This is a genomic window from Halomonas meridiana (assembly GCF_009846525.1).
Classification (GTDB): Bacteria; Pseudomonadota; Gammaproteobacteria; order Pseudomonadales; family Halomonadaceae; genus Vreelandella.
Genome location: NZ_CP024621.1, coordinates 2,532,070 through 2,550,322 on the forward strand (window position 1 = coordinate 2,532,070; position 18,253 = coordinate 2,550,322).

General features: G+C 54.3%; 16 protein-coding genes. All 16 read right to left on the bottom strand.

What is annotated here, in order from left to right:
• Positions 1-10 precede the first annotated feature (10 nt).
• Entirely contained in the window at positions 11-1,078 is a 1,068-nt protein-coding gene (gene rfbB, locus CTT34_RS12200) for a dTDP-glucose 4,6-dehydratase (protein WP_159342673.1), read from the bottom strand.
• A 42-nt stretch (positions 1,079-1,120) separates the two neighbouring features.
• A complete protein-coding gene (locus tag CTT34_RS12205; protein ID WP_159342674.1) occupies positions 1,121-2,065 on the bottom strand; it encodes an ABC transporter ATP-binding protein in 945 nt (314 codons plus the stop codon).
• Between the two features lie 51 nt (positions 2,066-2,116).
• A complete protein-coding gene (locus CTT34_RS12210) occupies positions 2,117-3,541 on the bottom strand; it encodes an MBL fold metallo-hydrolase (protein ID WP_159342675.1) in 1,425 nt (474 codons plus the stop codon).
• A gap of 257 nt (positions 3,542-3,798) precedes the next feature.
• Positions 3,799-4,896: a KpsE/RkpR family capsule polysaccharide export protein gene (locus tag CTT34_RS12215; RefSeq protein WP_159342676.1), complete on the bottom strand. Its 1,098-nt coding sequence runs from the start codon at positions 4,894-4,896 to the stop codon at positions 3,799-3,801.
• Positions 4,897-4,899: 3 nt separating this feature from the next.
• On the bottom strand, positions 4,900-5,709 hold the full coding sequence (locus tag CTT34_RS12220) for an ABC transporter permease (protein ID WP_159342677.1): 810 nt from the start codon (positions 5,707-5,709) through the stop codon (positions 4,900-4,902).
• A gap of 184 nt (positions 5,710-5,893) precedes the next feature.
• Positions 5,894-7,621: a polysaccharide biosynthesis/export family protein gene (locus CTT34_RS12225; RefSeq protein ID WP_159342678.1), complete on the bottom strand. Its 1,728-nt coding sequence runs from the start codon at positions 7,619-7,621 to the stop codon at positions 5,894-5,896.
• Positions 7,621-8,079, bottom strand: coding sequence for a DVU3141 family protein (locus CTT34_RS12230; protein ID WP_159342679.1), 459 nt, complete (start codon positions 8,077-8,079; stop codon positions 7,621-7,623). The genes CTT34_RS12225 and CTT34_RS12230 overlap by 1 nt, the downstream gene beginning before the upstream one ends.
• Before the next feature lie 254 nt (positions 8,080-8,333).
• Complete coding sequence (locus CTT34_RS12235) at positions 8,334-9,593, bottom strand: O-antigen ligase family protein (protein WP_159342680.1); 1,260 nt, start codon at positions 9,591-9,593, stop codon at positions 8,334-8,336.
• A 153-nt stretch (positions 9,594-9,746) separates the two neighbouring features.
• The gene (locus tag CTT34_RS12240) at positions 9,747-11,114 is read right to left on the bottom strand and encodes an undecaprenyl-phosphate glucose phosphotransferase (RefSeq protein ID WP_167520882.1); all 1,368 of its coding nucleotides are present in this window, start codon (positions 11,112-11,114) and stop codon (positions 9,747-9,749) included.
• A gap of 54 nt (positions 11,115-11,168) precedes the next feature.
• Positions 11,169-12,257: a glycosyltransferase family 4 protein gene (locus tag CTT34_RS12245; RefSeq protein WP_159342682.1), complete on the bottom strand. Its 1,089-nt coding sequence runs from the start codon at positions 12,255-12,257 to the stop codon at positions 11,169-11,171.
• A complete protein-coding gene (locus CTT34_RS12250; RefSeq protein ID WP_159342683.1) occupies positions 12,254-12,760 on the bottom strand; it encodes a glycosyltransferase in 507 nt (168 codons plus the stop codon). Before CTT34_RS12250 ends, CTT34_RS12245 begins: the two co-directional genes overlap by 4 nt.
• Positions 12,757-13,218, bottom strand: a complete 462-nt coding sequence (locus tag CTT34_RS12255) for a glycosyltransferase (protein ID WP_159342684.1) — start codon at positions 13,216-13,218, stop codon at positions 12,757-12,759. The genes CTT34_RS12250 and CTT34_RS12255 overlap by 4 nt, the downstream gene beginning before the upstream one ends.
• Positions 13,215-14,450 (bottom strand): hypothetical protein, encoded by a 1,236-nt coding sequence (locus CTT34_RS12260; protein WP_159342685.1) that lies wholly within the window; start codon positions 14,448-14,450, stop codon positions 13,215-13,217. The genes CTT34_RS12255 and CTT34_RS12260 overlap by 4 nt, the downstream gene beginning before the upstream one ends.
• Positions 14,451-14,490: 40 nt before the next feature.
• Positions 14,491-15,267 carry a DUF4330 domain-containing protein gene (locus tag CTT34_RS12265; protein WP_254436374.1) on the bottom strand — a complete coding sequence of 259 codons (777 nt, stop codon included), beginning with the start codon at positions 15,265-15,267 and terminating at the stop codon, positions 14,491-14,493.
• A 112-nt stretch (positions 15,268-15,379) separates the two neighbouring features.
• Positions 15,380-16,699, bottom strand: a complete 1,320-nt coding sequence (locus tag CTT34_RS12270) for a UDP-glucose dehydrogenase family protein (RefSeq protein ID WP_159342686.1) — start codon at positions 16,697-16,699, stop codon at positions 15,380-15,382.
• Positions 16,700-16,977: 278 nt separating this feature from the next.
• A complete protein-coding gene (locus tag CTT34_RS12275) occupies positions 16,978-18,051 on the bottom strand; it encodes a porin (protein ID WP_159342687.1) in 1,074 nt (357 codons plus the stop codon).
• Positions 18,052-18,253: the final 202 nt, after the last annotated feature.

Sequence of the window (18,253 nt, forward strand, 5' to 3'; positions counted from 1 at the left end):
TGCTCGCTCCTTATAAACTTCCGAGACGCTGGCCTTGGTAGCTGCCGTCTTGTACGCGCTTCCACCAGGTTTCGTTGGCGAGATACCATTCGACTGTTTTGCGTAGGCCGGTTTCGAAGGTTTCTGCTGGTGTCCAGCCGAGTTCGCGTTCGATTTTGCTGGCGTCAATAGCGTAGCGTACGTCGTGGCCGGGGCGGTCGGTGACGAAGGTAATTTGGTCGCGGTAAGACTTTTCGTTAGGCACTAACTCTTGCAGCAGATCGCAGAGAGTTTCAACCACGGTCAAGTTGGCTTTTTCGTTATGCCCACCAATGTTGTAGGTGTCGCCTACTTGGCCTTCGGTGGCGACTTTGATGAGCGCACGCGCGTGGTCTTCCACGTAGAGCCAATCGCGGATTTGCTGGCCGTCGCCATAAACTGGCAGCGGCTTGCCTGCCAGTGCATTGAGAATCATCAACGGAATGAGTTTTTCCGGAAAGTGGTACGGGCCGTAGTTATTCGAGCAGTTCGTCACTAACGTAGGTAGGCCGTAAGTACGCTGCCAAGCACGCACGAGGTGGTCGGAACTAGCTTTGCTGGCGGAGTAAGGCGAGCTTGGCGCGTAGGGTGTCGTCTCGGTGAAGAGATCATCGGTGCCTTCCAAGTCACCGTACACTTCATCGGTAGAGATGTGATGAAAACGGAATGCTTCTGCTTTGGCGGCGTTCGTTTCTTGAAGGGTTTTCCAGTAGGCGCGGGCCGCTTCCAGCAGAACAGCCGTGCCAACAACGTTAGTTTGAATAAATTCAGCAGGGCCATCAATCGAGCGGTCTACATGGCTCTCGGCGGCCAGGTGCATCACAATATCTGGCTGGTGCTGCTCAAACAGTTTTTGCATCGCTGGGGCATCACAAATATCTGCTTGCACAAACGTATAGCGCTCGTTTCCTTGAACAGTGGCTAGCGATTCCAAATTACCTGCGTATGTCAGCTTATCGACATTCACCACGTGATGCTGGGAGTTGTGCACCAGCTCACGCACCACTGCCGAGCCAATAAAGCCGGCACCGCCGGTGATGAGGAATGTTTTATGTGCCATGAGTCTCTATCCTTGCAATAATTACACGTTAGCCAGCGCAACTTAATCGTTAGCTGAGGTTAAAGCGCCCTGCTCTTTTTTGAGTGCTTCAAGATGAAGCTGGGCATTTTTGATCTGTTGTTCACGCTTGGGAATATCGTCGGCAATGTATTTTTGATACAGCGGAAGTAGCTTTTGCGTTTTAGCGACCTCTAACGATTTCTGAGCTTCTGCTAGCTTGCGCTTTACGTCATTGAGGTGTTTTTCAGCTTCTGGAATAGTGCCGGGCAAATGATCGAAGCGCCTGGGGTTATCCGCATTGGCTTTCGGAACGGGCGCTTTCCCTGCTTGAATATCACTGTGATACGCCCTGACCGCTTCTTTAATGTCGTCGTACCAATAAGCCTGCCCTTCTTTCAGGTAAAGGCCTGCTTGGCATAGGTCTTTTAAGATGCCTTCTGAGTGGGAGACCATAATGAGCGATGCCTTTCCCACCTTGGACTGAAACAGTGCCTTGGCTTTATCTTTAAACGCCTTGTCGCCTACGGCGGTGGCTTCGTCTGAAATATAAACGTCAAAATCAAACGCTAACGACAGACCAAACGATACGCGTGAACGCATCCCCGAGGAGTAAGTACGCACGGGCTCGTCAAACGCTTCACCGATTTCCGCAAACTCTTCGACAAACTGGATGACTCGCTTGACGTCTTTGGTGTTACTGCCTTGAACGCGCGCTACAAACTTGGCGTTTTGCCGCCCCGTCATGTTGTTCTGCATACCCCCCGCCAGCCCAACCGGCCAGGAAACGCGGCTATGACGAATCACCTCTCCGCGTTCAGGCGAGTCCATGCCTGCAATCAGGCGCAGCAGTGTAGATTTACCAGCACCATTAGCGCCTATTAACCCCACACTCACGCCAGTCGGTATGGTGAGGTTGATGTCTTTCAGCACCCAATCACTACCGTGGTGGTTGTGGTAGCGCTTGTAGAGATTACGAATTTCGATCATTTGTTTGTGAATCGTAAGGTGTGAATGGTGAGTGATAAGTTCTGAATGTGATTACACCTCGGTCACTACTCTCACTTTTTTGCCTTTGCGCTTATAGAGACTTTCCAGTGCACCTTTGAGCACTATGCGCGCAGCCCGTTCACCGTGAACTAGGCGAATGGTGTGGGGCCAGCGACGCATGCGTTTGACGAAGTTGAGCAGGTCTTTTTGGTCGGCGTGGGCGGAGTAACCGCTGATGGAGGTGACGCCTGCTTTGATGTCCAAACGCTCTCCGTCTATTTCTACCCAACCGCCTTGAGGGCCGTACTGCTGTATGGCGCGGCCTGGGGTGCCTGCGCCTTGGTAGCCTACGAACAGTACTTGGTGGCGCTCATCGCCAAGCATGGCTTTTAGGTAGTTCATGATGCGCCCACCTGCACACATGCCGCTGGCGGCGATCACGACGGCGGGGCGGCCTGTGTTGGCTAAATACGCTACCGTTTGCTCGTGGGCTTCGTGGCTTTCTACGGTGTAGAGGTTATCGAAGTTGAGCGGGTGTCGGCCGCTGCGTAGGCGGCGCTGGGCTTCGTTGTCCCAATAGGGTTTTAGCTGGCGGTATACCTGGGTAAAGCGGGCGGCGAGCGGTGAATCGACAATGATTTCTAGCGCTTGCCATTGGCTTTTGGGTAAGCCGCGTTTGGCATTACGCTCGGCTTCATAAATGATGCCTTCCAGCTCGTAGAGTAGCTCTTGTGTGCGGCCTATGCTGAAGGCGGGCACCATGACCGTGCCGCCGTTGGTGAGTGCTTGCTCGATGGCATGTTTTAAAGTGGCGCGGCGCTGGCGGCGGCCGGGGTGGTGTCGGTCGCCGTAGGTGCTTTCGAGTACTAGTTGTTCGCAGCCGTAGGGGGATTTAGGTGCGGGGAGTAGCGGTGCGTAGGGGGCGCCTAAATCGCCGCTGAAGATGACGCGCTCTTTTTTGCCATCAGGGTACTGGTGGGCGACTTCTACGTAGCTGGAACCGAGAATGTGCCCTGCCCGCTTGAGCTTTACCCGTGTGGTGATGCTGCCTTCTTCGTTTTTTTCGACCACGGTGTGCCATTTGCCATAGGGCACACTGACGATTTGGCTTTCTAGCTGCTGCTGGAAACGCTCTATGAGTTGGGCGTTGCGGGTGAAGCCGATTTTTAGCGCGTCTTCGATCACTAGGGGCAGCAGTTTGGCCGAGGGTATGGAGCAGATGATGGGCCCTTTGAACCCGGCAGCCAACAGGTAAGGCAAGCGGCCTACATGGTCGATGTGTACATGCGTGACGACCAGCGCTTTAACAGTGCTGATGTCGAATTCAATTTGTAGCTGATCGAATGCGTCTTCTGTTGCGTCTTCGCCTTGGAATAGTCCGCAGTCGATCAGCAGTGAATGTTCGCTATCGAGGGTCAGCTGGTGGCAGCTTCCAGTGACGCCTTTAGCTCCACCGTGGTGGGTGATGTTGAGCATTGAATTCCTTTTCGTGCTTTTTTAACGTGCTTTCTTTGAGCGATGAGGCGTTTTGGCATGTGGTGGCGTTAACGGGGCGACGGTTGCCGCCTCCGCAGGTGCCTCTTTCGCTCGTTGCTCTTGCTATTTCGTTACGCCGCGCTACGGGGTGATAGCCCCCTTCACCCTTCACCACTCACTACTCACTACTCACTACTCACTACTCACTACTCACCATTAACAACTCACCACTCACCACTCACCACTCACCAACAATCCTAATCGCGGTGGTCTTTAACGATCATGATGAGCATGCTAAGGATAAACGCGAGGAAGATGGTGATAATGGCGAAGACGCTGCTGTTGTAGAGTCGATTAGGTTCGGTAGGGTATTCCGGCATGAGCGGGCTTTGCAGCACGCTGACCTGTTTGAGCTGGCGAGCCGCCTCTAGTCGCGTGTTTTCAAGCACGGCAAGAGCGCTGGAGTAGGTTTCCTGGGCAAACTGCGCCTGTAACTCTAATGTTTGATACTCGGCTGATACTCGGTTGAGAGAATTACCCGTCGCCTGGGCTAAGCGGTCACGCTGTTCTGCAATTTGGTCACGCAGTGCCTCTATATTACGTTCAACTTGTCGAAGCTCAGCCGATTGTGAACTTTGAAAGCTGGCTAGGGCATTGCGCTGTGCCTGCAGGCGGGCAAGGTCGCCTTCTAGCGTGGCAACGACTTGGTTAATGCTTTCTACTGTGGCGGTGGGCGATACCAAGCCGTATTCGTTTTGGAAGGCGAGTAGCTGGGCGCGGGTTTCTTCAAAACGCTCTTCCAGGCGAATCATTTGCCGTTCCAAGAAAACCACCTGCTCATCGGCTAGACGGTGCCCCATTTCGTTCATGTGGTTTTCGCCCGCTTCTAGTAGCAGCGATGTCATGTCATGGGCGAATTCAGGTGTATAGCCTTGCACGCTGATATTCAAGACACCAGCATACTCATCTATCTCCACTTCGACTCGGCGAAGATAGTATTGGTGCAGGTCTTCGATGGGTACATTAGGATCACGCAGCTTGGCGAAGAAGTCGCCGTGTTCGCTGTAGTGTTGGCGGATGCCTAATTGCTCGTCTAGCAGACGCAGCATATCGACCGACAGTAAGTGCTCACGCAGTAGTAGAAGGTCGGCGGTATTGCCCGCACCACTTCCCATAAGTGAAGAAAGGCTAAAATCAGGCGTTGCCACCTGCGAGCTTTCGAGCACCACGGTAGCACGGGAAACATAACGCTCTTGCGCCCATACAAACCAGTAAAAGCTGACAAGGGCAATTGCCACTAATGCAAACGCCCAATGCGGCGATTTCTTAACAAAACGAGTGAACGATATAAACATTAATTATTTAGCCTTTAACCGGTCAACAAAACGGAGGTGCATAAGCAGCCCCAGCGCATTCAGCGAAAGTGTTACCAGCCAAAAATACGTCATACTGGTGCCATGAGTAGCTTTATAATTTTCAAAAAAGCCTAACCGTAACGTTTCCAACCCATGAGGAATAGGGTTCAGCATTAAATACTCCAGCATCCGATGAGGGAGCTGATTCAAGGGAAACAGAACTCCAGACAAGATGAGCAAGGGAAGAGACGTTATACGAATAATTTTACCCACTTCAGGCACTAGCGTCGAAGCTACAGAAACGACTAACCCCAACCCTATGCCTAGCCCCCATAACGCCAGCCAAGCTGATATTGCACGAACAGCATTATCGGGGAATAGCTCTAAACCAAGCAGTAAGCCGCCCGCAATAAAAATCAGAAATACAAAAGTACGCAGTGTACCTTCCAAGAAATTGCGTACTACGACAGGGTCAACAGGATGCACTTGACGGTATGCAAACAAAGCGCTGTTACCTTCAATCGCCCCCATGCCCCGGAGCATGCCTTCGCGTACTAAGAAAAAGCCCATCATTCCGACAATCATCCAGGGAATGAAGGGGGCATTAGCAATCAAATTATCGCCGCTGATAAAACTGCGAATACCGACCATTAAGGCAACAAGCGCAAAAGGTTCGAAAATCATCCAGAACCAGCCCATGCGGTCGCTCATGGTGCGGGAAATCGCTTCCCGCATGAACATGGCATACCACACGCTGCGGGTGACTTGCCAAGGGGTGCGCGCCCCTTTCGGGGCGCTGTGTGAGTTATTCATGATGCCGTTTCTTTTGAGGTCGAGAACTTACATGAAGGGTCTATAACAGTACGTGGCCAGGGCGGCTGGCGCCGCCTAGGGCAGGTCCGCCGCTGCGGTGCCTCTTTCGCTCGTTGTTCTCGCTCTTTCGTTACGCCGCGCTACGAGATACTGCTTACACCACTCACTATTTACCAACCACCCATCACAGATCCACTGCAACACGAGTAGCTACAGCCACTTGGTAGAGGATTTGCGTGAGCGTGGCGGCTAGCTGCAGGTTGTGGGTGGGCGCTTCTGGCATCACGAGGATTTCATCACCTGCGCGTAGCGGGGTGTTGCGGGCGTTTTCCACCGCGCCGTTTTGGCGAACCAGCAGGATGTGGTCGTCGTCGGCACGCTGGGTGAAACCACCGGCACTTTCCACGTAGTCGATCACGCTCATACCGGGGCGATAGACTGCTGCTTGGGGCACAAGCACTTCGCCGCTGATGAGGATGGAGTCGCTGATTTCAGGAATGGTGATCACATCGCCATCTTGTAGGCGAACATCGGCAATGCGGTCGTTGTAGGCCACTACCAATCGGCCGCTGGGCTCTAGCTCGCGGGCGCGTTGCACGAAGTTTTGGATCAGCTCAGCTTCTTGGGCGCGAATTTGCGCTTCTTCGTTGGTACTGGATTCTGCGCTTAGGTAGGTGGTTTCCAGGCGGCGCAGGCTATCTTCCATCGATTGCTGTTGCTGCTGTTTCACGCTTTCACGCTGTAGCGAAATGCTTTCCACGGCGGTCATGTTTTCCGGCACGGGAATGGCATCCAGCAGTTCGCTCAGGCGCGCATCTCGGGGTAACGCAAAGCGTGACGGGCCGTAGTAGCTGCCCTCTACTTCTACCACGATGGTTTCACTGCGCTGGTCGGCACTAAACACCACTTCATCGCCGCTACGAATGGTTTGAGTGTAGAACTCGTTCAGCGGGAAGTACTGGGCCATGGGGCCATCGGAACGGTTGCCTCGCAGCAGCACGTGGGAGACACCGCTTCTAAGGCGGGCAAGCTTTACCAGTTCCGCACCGCTGAGCTGGTTGCCAATAAGCTCGTAGCGATGTTCACGGTGAACATCGCCTACTACGGCAATGGCCGGGCCGCGCTCTTCCACTACGATGGTGTCGCCATCCTGGAACTGCGGGCGGGCAATGCTGCCGTTGATCAGGAAGTCGTAGAGATCCACCGTGGCGACGGTTTGGTCGTTGCGAATCACGCGGATTTGGCGATAGCTGCCTAGGTCTTGATCGATACCGCCGGCTTGGTCCAGGAAGTAGAGCACGGAGTCGTTGGGGGTGCCCGCGTAGCGGCCGGGGTTTTCTACGTAACCGGTGACGAACACTGCCACGGGCTGCACGCCCTGTACATTGGTGTATACCTGTACGTTTTCGGGGTACACCGAGGTAATCGCACCCCGCACGCGGCTATCGACCTGCTGGCTGTTTTGGCCTTCTACATTGAGCGGGCCTGAGCCGGGAATAAAGATGTTGCCCTGGGCATCCACCGGCAGCACGCGGTCAAACTCGAACGCGCCCCAGGCACGCACGGTGATCTGGTCGCCGGGTTTTACTTGGTAGTCGGCGTTTAGGCCATCGCCCATCGCCCCGCGAAAGCCGCCGGTAAACAGGTTGGCACCAAAGGGCGGCAACGCATCGGGGTTTTGCTGCGGTTGGCTAACGGGGCCGTAGGTGCCGCTACGCCAGTCGGCGCGGGGGGTGTCGTTCACTTGCTCGACGGGCTGCTGGTTGGATTGGTCTTCCGGCAGGATGGTATTGGGCAGGCTAATGCTTTGTGCCCAGGTTGCGCTGCTGGCAGCGGTGCCCAACAAAGCTAGGGATAACACCGCTACCGGGCGCGTGAGAGAAAGCCGTTTCATTACGCGTTGTACACTCATTAGTAGCGCCCTTGAGAGGTCCCTTGAGACATGGAGGATGGCGCTGTCAACGACATCGCCCCTTGCTGGCTTTCTGGCAGCAGCATGCGCTGGTTTACCCACCCGTTGGGGGTAGCGCACGTCAGCGCCGTACGGGCCGCTCCGCTGCCCTGCTCGATGACCCGCAGCTTACGGCATTCTCTACCGCTGGCGGCCAAATAGGGCGCATCTGCCACGATCTCGACGTTATCGCCCCAGGGGCTTTGCACCAGGTTGAGTACGGCACCGGCAGGCGCTTGGGCAAGAAAGCCGTTGAGGTTTTCGTCTTGCAGCGGCTTGGCGGAGTCGTTGCCTAGCACGTACTGCACCTGCTGCTGGTTGCCGCTAGGATAGGTGGCGCAGCCGCTAACCACGGCAACGCTCAAGGCGGCCAGCAGCATGCGAGCTGGCCGCGCTATAAAAAATGGGGAGTTTGACATGGTGATTTCCAATAAAAAGGCACGCTACCGCCCAGGGATTGTAACGGGCGCATTCCCTTGCCCTACGCTGTGCGGATGAAATGTAATTAACCTGCGCTATTAAAAAGCACCCAGCATTGTAAGGGATTAACTGCTGAGGCTCTACGTTGACAAACCTTGTACATTCAATTAACTCTAATTAGTGTCACTGATTTTTGCTTACCAGCAATAAAAAATCGGCCGTGCAGCCGATTCTTAATCTATCGTTAAAACAGTTAGTTAGTTTTATGAGATATTTGCTGTGCATAAATGCCCCAAAGCACTGCCAGCATGAAGGCATACATCATCACGCCGCTGTTGTGCTCCAAGAACACTTGAGTCAAACCAAAGTCCATGAACGTCACGGGAAGCAGCACCCCTGCAGTGGCTACGGCTCGCGTGGCTAGGTGGTTAGCCTGCAAGTGGCGTGCAAACAGACGCATGGGCACGAGATAAAGCGCCAGCAGCACGGCCAGCCCTACTACCCCCCGCTTGGCGAACGCATCGATGAACTCGTTATGGGCATGCCCATACTGGGCGGCTTCGGCGCTGATAACCCCCGCCTCGCCGAAGTCGGCCATTGCTTGGGCGTAACCATTGCTCCCCCAGCCGGTCAGGGGTTTTTCTTGAATGAGCTGGGAAGCACCGCGCCACATTTCGAACCGTGAGCCTACCGAGGTCGAGCGGTTTTCGCCGGAAGCGTACAGCGCCACATCACTAAAGGCTTGATGAACACGCTCTTGCACACCGATTTGCGGTACGGCATACACCGTTATTCCACCCAACACGACAGCCGCTAGCGCGGCCGCCTTCAGTTTGGTCGAAAGCTGGGTACCATAAGCCCGGTAGAGCACCAGTAGCACGATAGGAAACCCTACCCAACCGCCACGGCTACCTGAGAAAAGCGACCCCAACACACCGCCTGCCGCCCCAGCGAGTAGTAGCACTACCCAAACACCACGATAGCGCTGAATGACGGCCCATCCCAAGCCCGCCATGCACAACACGCCTAGCAGCATGCTGAGATTGCCAAACTGGATGACATGGGTATGGCCCTGGGCGCGCCCAACGCCTTCGACGAGCTTTTGCCAGCCACCCCAAGCACCCGCACTGATGCCACCCAGCGCTATGCCACTCCACAAATAGGCGAGCTTGGGTGGGTACCGCAGCACCCATAGCAGGGCGGGAATAGCCAGGATGAAACGGCTGGGCTTATCGAACCCTCGGCTGCCTTGGCCATCCCACCAGGCCTCCAGCATGCTGACCAACGCGTAGGCCACCAGCGCGGCGATGACCCAAAAATCGTGCTTGTTCAGCGCTGGCAGGCGACGGGTGATAAGTAGCCAGCAACCAGCCAGAAAGAGAATAACTGCACCGATGGAGTAGCCACTAGGAAGGATGAGGCAGACGGCCGTCAGAAGAAAAACCGCCATACTTGAGAGCTGACTGGGCAGCTCGGCGGCTCTGTTCGTGGCAGCGTGGGGAGGGTACGTCATTGAAATACGGGTCCTGGCAACGAAGAAGCACGTTAGTCAGGCAAGCGCCTGAAAAGTGCCATACTATCACACCCACTATCCCTCCCCACTCACGTGCTGATTCGCTACCACGAACGCGGATTCGTTTCATTTTCAACGACGTTGCAACTCCGTCTAATAAGCGTTTTTGTTAATGAAACCTTTGAAGACGGTGAGTACGATGATTTTCAAATCCAGCCAAAGCGACCAGTTGTCGATGTACCACAAATCGTACTCGACCCGCCGCTGCATCTTTTGCAGCGTATCGGTTTCTCCGCGCAGACCGTTGACCTGAGCCCAGCCGGTAATACCTGGCTTCACCTTATGACGGCGCATGTAAGACTCCACCAGTTCTTTGTACTGCTCGTTATGGGCCAGTGCGTGTGGACGTGGTCCGACGATAGACATGCGCCCTTGCAGCACGTTGTAAAACTGGGGCAACTCATCCAGTGAAGTGCGCCTTAAAAAGGCTCCGATTGGCGTGATGCGGCTGTCGTTCTTTTTGGCTTGGGTCACTTGGCCGGCCTCTTCTTGGTGAACACGCATCGAGCGAAATTTATACACCTTGAAGCGACGCCCGTTGGAGCCCTCGCGGTGCTGTTTGAAGAGTATCGGTCCTGGTGAGGTGAGCTTGATAGCCAGCGCAATGCCCAGACACACCGGCAAAATCATGATCGAGATGAGGGTGCCAATGATGATGTCTTCACTACGTTTGACAAAGCGCGACATACCGCTCATGGGCGATACGCTCAGGTCGATCGCGTAATGCCCGGCCACTTCGCTCATACGGTGGTTGAGCAGATGCATTTCTTCGAACGCTGGGATAAAACGCACTTCGGCGGTGTGGTTACGCAGCGCAAAAAACAGCGACCGTACGACGTGCCCCATCTCGAAGGGCACACAAATCCATACTTCGCGGGCATTCGAACGGCTGATGCGCCGGACGATGCGCTCGATGCACTCCTCGTTGACCTGTTCTTTGATACGCTCGACGCCGGCAATGGTATGCCCTTCCCAAGCGGCACTACGAATGCCCTCCGCTACGCCCAATACGTTGGTAGCTGGGCCTATCAGGAAGACCGGGCGCCGTGCACCGCCTCTCAGACGCACGTGCTGTAAGGCAAGCTGTACCAGTAACCGCGCGCCGCCTGCGACGAGAAACGAAACTGCGAGCGTCAAACCGATCCAGAGCCGAGAGTAACGGTTGGCAGCGTGAGCAAAGTAGATGAGTGACGCAGCCGTGATGCCGACAGCCACCCATACCAGCAGCAGTTTGCCTAACATCTGCCCGACGGGCGTAATACGCCAACGACGATAGCTACCGGACATGCTATTAATCACCAGCACCAGTAAACCGATGCAAATAAGCGCGAGCACGTAGCGCTCGTGCAGGTGAAATGAGCCAAACCGCATCCAGTGCGCTAACCAGCCACCCGCAAAAATCGCCAGTACATCAAAAAAGGGGAACACCACCTGAGGCGGGAAACGTTCTGAAAATGTCATGGTTTTTGGCTTACCCATTGCAGCCACCCGTTTCGCATCCATTCATCAACATGTTCATTCGCTTTGCTGCTGACTCAAAATATCGTTCACCCCTTGAGTGAACACCTGCTGGTCGCTAAAACGATGGCGTACGCTTTTGGCCTGCGCGCTCAACGCTGCCCGCTCGGCTGCGGGCAGCGTATGGAATGTTTCAATGGCCGCGACCAAACCATCGACACCACCTTCATAAAAGTACCCGTTCTTGCCCTCTTGAAGGTACTCCTGGGCGGCGTGCAACTGCGCGTTGGCAATGACCGGGACACCACAGGCCAAGGCCTCGACAGCTACCAACCCAAAGCTCTCTCGTAACGAGGGAAATACGAAGACGGAAAAATCGGACAGCACCTCCGGCAACTGCTCTCTAGGTAATGCGCCTTTGAACGTGGTGATATCGGCTACGCCGAGCTTATGCGCCAACTGCGCTAGGGCTGCTCGCTGAGAGCCATCTCCCACTAGCACCAAACGCTTGTTGGGGATGTCCAGCTTAGCGAAGGCTTCCAGCAGCGTTTGGCAGTTCTTGCCTGGCTCTAAGCGAGATACACAGCCCACGATGAAGGCATCGTCGAGGGCTGGTTCGTAGGCGCGCAGCGGAGCTGCAAATAGCTCGCCAACGCTGTCTGGATAGACTTTGATGATGCGCGCCAATGGCACCTTCAACCGCGCATGGATTTCATGCCGAAAATGCTCCGAAGGCGCAACGCACAGGTCGACGCTACTTTTTAGCCGATCGAACAGCCCACGAAACACGCTAGAACCGGCAATCTGCGCCAGATCCGTCCCGTGGAAACGCAGCACTAGGTAAAAGTGCTTGGGTTTCATTAGGGCCAGTAGGTAGAGCAGCGGCAAAAAATAGACCGGATAGTGAACCTCTAGCAACGTCCCTGCAGGCTTGTTGCGTAGCGAAAGCGCGCAGCGTACCAGTAAGTCGGTATACAGCCTGATTTTGCTGAGCTTACTGGTGGGCTTTTCGCGGATGGCCACCTTCTCTACGTTTTCGCTGCCCAACGCTTGCCGCCACGCCTGCTCGGTCGATTTGACGAAGGTGCCATAATGCGGGGCCGCGTGGGTGGGGTACAGGTTCGTCCATAACAATAGACGCTTCATGAGGTGCGCCCTTTCAATCCAAGATGCTCGGCAATACGCCGACCTAGCGCGTTGTCTTGGCTTGTTCGTTCGAGTGGTTCGGCACCAACAGGCGCGTGGACCAACGTATCCAGCGCATTGAAAAGAGCCTGCTTATCCTCACAAAACGCCAGTGACGGGTATTGGCCGGCAAATGCCTGAGCCGTATCGCGCTGGTGGTCGTTACGATGCTCGCCTAACGCGTATTGACGGGGCATGAACACGCCACGTTTGCCGTGGTCGAGGCAGGACAGAATACTGCCCATCCCAGCGTGCGAGACGATGCCCTGCGCTTGGCAAAACCAATGATAGTACTCATCGCTCGAGAGCGTTTTGAAAAGCTGCATGTCAGGGTGAACAAAACGGCTATCTTCGCCTACTTGCGCAACGACTTTGCCTGAGTAGCCGCGCTGGTCGCGCCACTCTGCGAAGTGTTCCAGCAAGCGGTCGAAAGGTAGCTGGGTGCCGACGGTAATGAAGATCATAGGACTTTCCCCCAGTAGCGCACGCGCTTGTCCTTGGCCGCCAGATGTTCCCATTGGGTCAGGCAAACATCGCAAAAAAAGCGCGCTATTTTGCCTGAAAAAGAGAGCTGCTGATAATTGGCCATGCTGTCGACCCAAATGACCTGCTTACCCATCACTTTCGCGAGAAAGCAGAGCAGCAGGCCTGGCAGTGCTCCAGTGGAGATCACCACATCTGGCTTGGCCGCTCTCAACACTCTGACGGATTGCCACAGCGCAGAGCACAGCGCCTTGATGCCGCTACCCCGGTGTATGTTTGGGCAACAATGCGCCGGGGTATCCTCCACGACGAGTCCGGGCTCCGTACTGGCAAAACTAAACGCCACGTCATGTTGCTCGGTTTCTTGCGCAAGCTGGGCGTACAGCCGCTTGAGCTGTATGAAATGGCCTCCAAAAGAGCCTACTAACAGAATGTTCACGCTTCCTCCTTGAAGGTCGGCAGCCGGGTTTTGAGTTGATAGAGGTAGCCGATCAGTAGCGCTGTTGCGCTTGAGGCAATACCTGAATTGACGACGTGTCCCGCCGCAAGACTCACCCCAATGACCGTGATGATGAGCAGCCAAAAGCTCATGCCGTACCTTGGCTGCCGCTTGAGTAGCTGTGTAGCCCAGACGGCCCCTAGCAGCCAAGGCAGGTAAAAGAGTACGCCACCTATGACGCCAAAGCTGATGAAGACATCGATCAGATCTATCTCTACCAGAGAGCCCCGCACGGCCAGCAGGTGATCGACGCCTACACCAAACAGCACATCCCAAAACCCAAAGGGTACGACGACCAGCTCGACGGCTTCACCTAAAAACGAGAGTCGTCCGCTCAGCAAAGCTCCCCAAAAGCCGCCATGCAGCTTGTAGAGAAAAAGCATTCGATCCAACAGCCCGGCGGCTTGAATGAACTGGTAGCCGAAGACGATGACCGCCGCGCCACCCACCAACGTGATCAAGTACACGGTGGGGATGCGCCTTACTTTGAAGTAGCCATTGTGGATCAGTGCGAATACGAACACCATGCAGATCCCCAGCATGGCTACTTTGGTGGCTTTCATCAGGAAAAACAGCAGGAATAGACCGAACACCAACGTCAGGCTTCCAGCGCCACGCGTTTCGGCCAAGCGAAACAGCACGATACTGGCCGACGCGAGCATCAAATAGCTCATTTCATTGCCTGCGATGATGAAACCTTTTCCACCGATCCCACCGGCATACTGCGATTCGCCAACGCCTAACACGCCCAACGAGACGTTCACAGACATGACGATGAAGTAAAACAGCATCAGTCCTGCCAGTTTTTGCAGGCTCCAAAAGCCCTCTGGCTGCTTAGCCTCGCCTACCAGATAGAACAGCAGCGCTAAGGTCAGCAATCCCCGCACCGCCCAGGTAACGCTTTCTATCGCGTGCCCATAGTTCATTACCTGATAGAACAAACACAGGGCCATTAGCGCTGCGCAAAGCAGTAGATATAAAAACTGCTTCACGTGATAGATCATCAGCACGACCAATAGCGCAACGAACCCCAGCGTTTTGTATGGCGCGGAGATGCTGGGCAGAGATACGCTTTGGTAATAGAGGTAGCCGTTGAGTGTATCGACCAACGGCCATGCCATGAGAAAACATAGCAACAGCAAGTCGATACACCGTTTTAGTTTCATATCCATCGCTGGCTCCGGCGGCAATGAGTGCGTTAACGCCCTCTCATTACTGGGCGCGCCGATAAGCAGCTGCCACTTGCGTGACGAATACGCTGAAGACGGCGGCTAAAGGTGCCAATAGCAGTGCCACGAGCACACCGAATGCCAGAATAAAAGTTTTGCCGATCCCCACCGGTTCGAGACTTTGCACGGCGAGTTGGGTGGAGTCACCAGGATTGATGCTCTCGATACGACGTTCGAGTTGCAGCGTTTTCTCGAAGAAAGAAGCTTCCAGCTCGCGTGCGCTTTCGCTGCTGGAGGCCCGAGCAGCCTCTAGTGCTTGCGAGTACGCTTGCTGTTGGGCGTCGAGCCCCGCCATTAATTCTTCTACCAGTTGCTGCTGATCTTGCTTGATAGCGTTTACCAGCCCTTCGTGAAATTGTTCGATCATGGGCTGGTGGACCTCTTCCGATTCGCTGAGAATACGTAGCAACAACGTATTGCTGGGGTTCGTCACGTCGATATCGAATGGAATCCCTTCTACGCTTTCATCTTCCAGTAGTTGTCTACGTTGCTGCTCGATGAAGACGTTTTCTAATTTGGCGATGACTTCTTCAGGCGTTTCGAGCCCTTCTCGCTCGCCCTCCAACGTTTCATAAGACGCCACCGCATACATGGTGGCAAAACCATATTTGACCGGTTTTAACCAAAGAGCGGCCAGCGTCAGCAGCATGACACACGCTATGCAGGCTAGCATGATCTTCCACTGTTTCAGCAGAAGCACGACGAACCCTACCAGCGTCATGTCTTCTGGCGTGGTCGCCCCACTTTCCTGTGAGTCCATTCCTTTCCCCCTCATTCCTACTCTCCATTCATCGCATCGATATGATTACAGTCGGTCTTTTGCGTTTTATTGCCGAGTATTCCCTTCAGGCACTCGGCTTTATTATCTTGGGTTAGCGTCCCACACCGTAATACGTAATGCCTCTTTTCGACATACGTTTTGGATCGAACAAGTTGCGACCGTCGACGATCACCGGTTGAGATAGCGTTGCTTTGATCAACTCAAAATCTGGCGCTTTGAAAGATTGCCAGTCGGTCACGATCACTAGAACATCGGCATTTTTTAGCGCGCCTTCTTTCGTTCCACACAAGGTTAAATCATCACGATGGCCATAAATTCGCTGCGCTTCTTCCATGGCTTCAGGATCGTACGCTTGTACTTTAGCGCCCGCCTGCCATAAAGATTCCATGACTACACGGCTGGGGGCTTCTCGCATATCGTCGGTATTCGGCTTGAAGGCCAGTCCCCACAACGCCACGACTTTACCTTCCAGTGCGCCGTCGAAGTGGCGGTTAATTTTTTCGAACAGGGTATTTTTTTGCAGCTGATTGCGCTCTTCGACCGCTTTTAGCACTTTGGCGTCGAAGGCGATACTTTCAGCCGTGCGTATCAGCGCCTGCACGTCTTTTGGGAAACAGGAGCCTCCGTAGCCCGCGCCAGGATATATAAAGTGGTAGCCAATACGAGGGTCGCTGCCAATGCCTTGGCGTACCATTTCAATGTCGGCGTCCAAGCGCTCGGCAAGATTCGCCATCTCGTTCATGAAGCTGATCTTCGTAGCCAGCATACAGTTAGCCGCGTACTTCGTTAGCTCGGCACTACGCACGTCCATGGTGATGATTTTGTCATGGTTACGGTTAAACGGTGCGTAGAGCTCACGCATGATATCGATGGTTGCATCGTTCGTAGTGCCAATGATGATACGGTCAGGCTTCTTGCAATCGGATACCGCACTTCCCTCTTTCAAAAACTCGGGGTTGGATACCACGTCGAACGACAGATTTGTTTGCCGTTTGGCTAACACTTCTTCTACCACGGCAGTCACTTTATCCGCCGTGCCGACGGGCACCGTGGACTTGTTGACGATGACCACCGGTTTTTCAATATGCGTCGCGATGGTCTCGGCTACCTTCAGAACGTATTTCAAATCGGCGCTGCCATCTTCGTCTGGTGGCGTGCCAACCGCGATGAACTGTACCTCTCCGTGCTTGACGCCTTCTTCAGCCTGGGTGGTAAACGTCAGCCTGCCTGCTGCGTAGTTCTCTTTGACGAGAGCTTCGAGCCCTGGCTCATAAATAGGAATGACACCCTGCTCTAAACGCGCGACTTTTTCAGCATCGACATCGACACACACGACGTTGTGACCCACATCCGCCAGAACGGCACCTTGCACCAGCCCTACATAGCCTGTTCCAAACACGGTTACGTTCATACTTTCCCTATCAACTCACATAGTTCGTTAATGAACACAGCCGGACGCGGTGTTTTCAAACATCGGCTGGCAGCGATAAACGTTGACTATCATACTGTTTATCAGCAACGCTGTAATGCTATGCCAACTTTTGTGATGGTACAGCTTGATTGTCAGGCACAGACATCTCGCCAGCGAGATGAATTTTCTAGTTTTTAAGCATAAAAAACCGGCCCCATGAGGGGCCGGTTCATTATCTACTACAGGAGTTACAACTTTAAGCTTGGTTTAACCAAGGCTTAGAAGTGGTAACGAGCACCTGTCAGGTAGTACAGGTCATCGCCGTCAGCATTGATTTCAGAGTTAGTGCCATCCAGTGTTACGTTGATGGACTGCTGATCAGGCTGCTGCAGCTCTAGGAATACGTCAAAGTTGCTGGAAACTTTGTAGTAAGAACCCAGGGCCCAAGAAGTACGGCTGTCAGCACCTTGGCCATCCGGATCTACGTCGTAGATGTCACCAGTGAAGGCCCAGGGACCAGTGGTGTAAGTAGCACCCAGACCAACTTTGTCGAAACCACCGCCAACTTCATCGCTGTGCTCACGACCTTCGTAGCCCAGACGTACAGAGAACTGATCGTTCACGTCGTAAGAACCGATCAAGCCGCCCAGCAGTTCGCCGTTGCCGCCGCCGTTACCGGAGTTGTTCGGGTCAACGCGACGTACGTCTTCAACGAAGCCCAGACCTACAGTGAACGGACCTTGCTGGTAACGAACACCACCTTGCGGTGCAATGACGGTACCTTCAGCATTCGGGGCAGACTCGCCACGTACGCTGTAGTGTTTCAGCTGCAGGAATGCAGTGAAGCCTTGCAGGTCAGGCGTGTAGTAACCGATGGAGTCACCACGTGACTGTTTGCGGTGGCCAGCAAACTCTAGACCACGGTCGATGTACACGTCGAACGGCAGAGATACGAACTGGTTGTAGAAGCTGTCAAAGTTACCAGCTTGGAACGTACCGTACTGCTTGCTCTGCAGACCGATGTAGCTCTGGCGAATTTCGTTGAAGCCACCGTCGGTGTCGTTCTCGTCACCAGTGAAGCGCCACTCCAGACGACCGAAAGCGGTCAGGTCGGAAGTTACTTCCTGGCTCATGCGGAAGCCCAGACGAGAAAAAACGTCTACGAACTCTTCGCCGTTGTCTTGGAAGTTGCCGTTGGAGTCATACTCCGGGCCGCCACCAGCAACGCCCATGGCGATACGGCCATAAACGTCCAGTTTGGTGCCGTCTTGGTCATAAACGGTCGCCGCTTGAGCGGCAGCGGAGGCGCCCAGGGCACCAACAATAGCAGTCGCTAAAAGTGTCTTTTTCATGATGTAGGTTCCTTAACTAGCTTACTGTTTCGATCGTTATTACTGGCCTTCAAAGAAGCCAGTAAGTGGCTTGCGGGCCATGCTCTTTTTCTCATCCACCGGTTTTTCCCGGTGGTATGCGACATGTCCTCAACAAAGCCTTGTTATAGTCCAATGCTCGCAGGTCAAACTCTATACCGGGATTCCAGGGAACGCAATAGAA

Coding starts and splice junctions, on each gene's coding strand:
- rfbB (WP_159342673.1), bottom strand. CDS start 1,078: ATGGCACATAAAACATTCCTCATCACCGGCGGTGCCGGCTTTATTGGC.
- CTT34_RS12205 (WP_159342674.1), bottom strand. CDS start 2,065: ATGATCGAAATTCGTAATCTCTACAAGCGCTACCACAACCACCACGGT.
- CTT34_RS12210 (WP_159342675.1), bottom strand. CDS start 3,541: ATGCTCAACATCACCCACCACGGTGGAGCTAAAGGCGTCACTGGAAGC.
- CTT34_RS12215 (WP_159342676.1), bottom strand. CDS start 4,896: ATGTTTATATCGTTCACTCGTTTTGTTAAGAAATCGCCGCATTGGGCG.
- CTT34_RS12220 (WP_159342677.1), bottom strand. CDS start 5,709: ATGAATAACTCACACAGCGCCCCGAAAGGGGCGCGCACCCCTTGGCAA.
- CTT34_RS12225 (WP_159342678.1), bottom strand. CDS start 7,621: ATGAGTGTACAACGCGTAATGAAACGGCTTTCTCTCACGCGCCCGGTA.
- CTT34_RS12230 (WP_159342679.1), bottom strand. CDS start 8,079: ATGTCAAACTCCCCATTTTTTATAGCGCGGCCAGCTCGCATGCTGCTG.
- CTT34_RS12235 (WP_159342680.1), bottom strand. CDS start 9,593: ATGACGTACCCTCCCCACGCTGCCACGAACAGAGCCGCCGAGCTGCCC.
- CTT34_RS12240 (WP_167520882.1), bottom strand. CDS start 11,114: ATGACATTTTCAGAACGTTTCCCGCCTCAGGTGGTGTTCCCCTTTTTT.
- CTT34_RS12245 (WP_159342682.1), bottom strand. CDS start 12,257: ATGAAGCGTCTATTGTTATGGACGAACCTGTACCCCACCCACGCGGCC.
- CTT34_RS12250 (WP_159342683.1), bottom strand. CDS start 12,760: ATGATCTTCATTACCGTCGGCACCCAGCTACCTTTCGACCGCTTGCTG.
- CTT34_RS12260 (WP_159342685.1), bottom strand. CDS start 14,450: ATGGATATGAAACTAAAACGGTGTATCGACTTGCTGTTGCTATGTTTT.
- CTT34_RS12265 (WP_254436374.1), bottom strand. CDS start 15,267: ATGGACTCACAGGAAAGTGGGGCGACCACGCCAGAAGACATGACGCTG.
- CTT34_RS12270 (WP_159342686.1), bottom strand. CDS start 16,699: ATGAACGTAACCGTGTTTGGAACAGGCTATGTAGGGCTGGTGCAAGGT.
- CTT34_RS12275 (WP_159342687.1), bottom strand. CDS start 18,051: ATGAAAAAGACACTTTTAGCGACTGCTATTGTTGGTGCCCTGGGCGCC.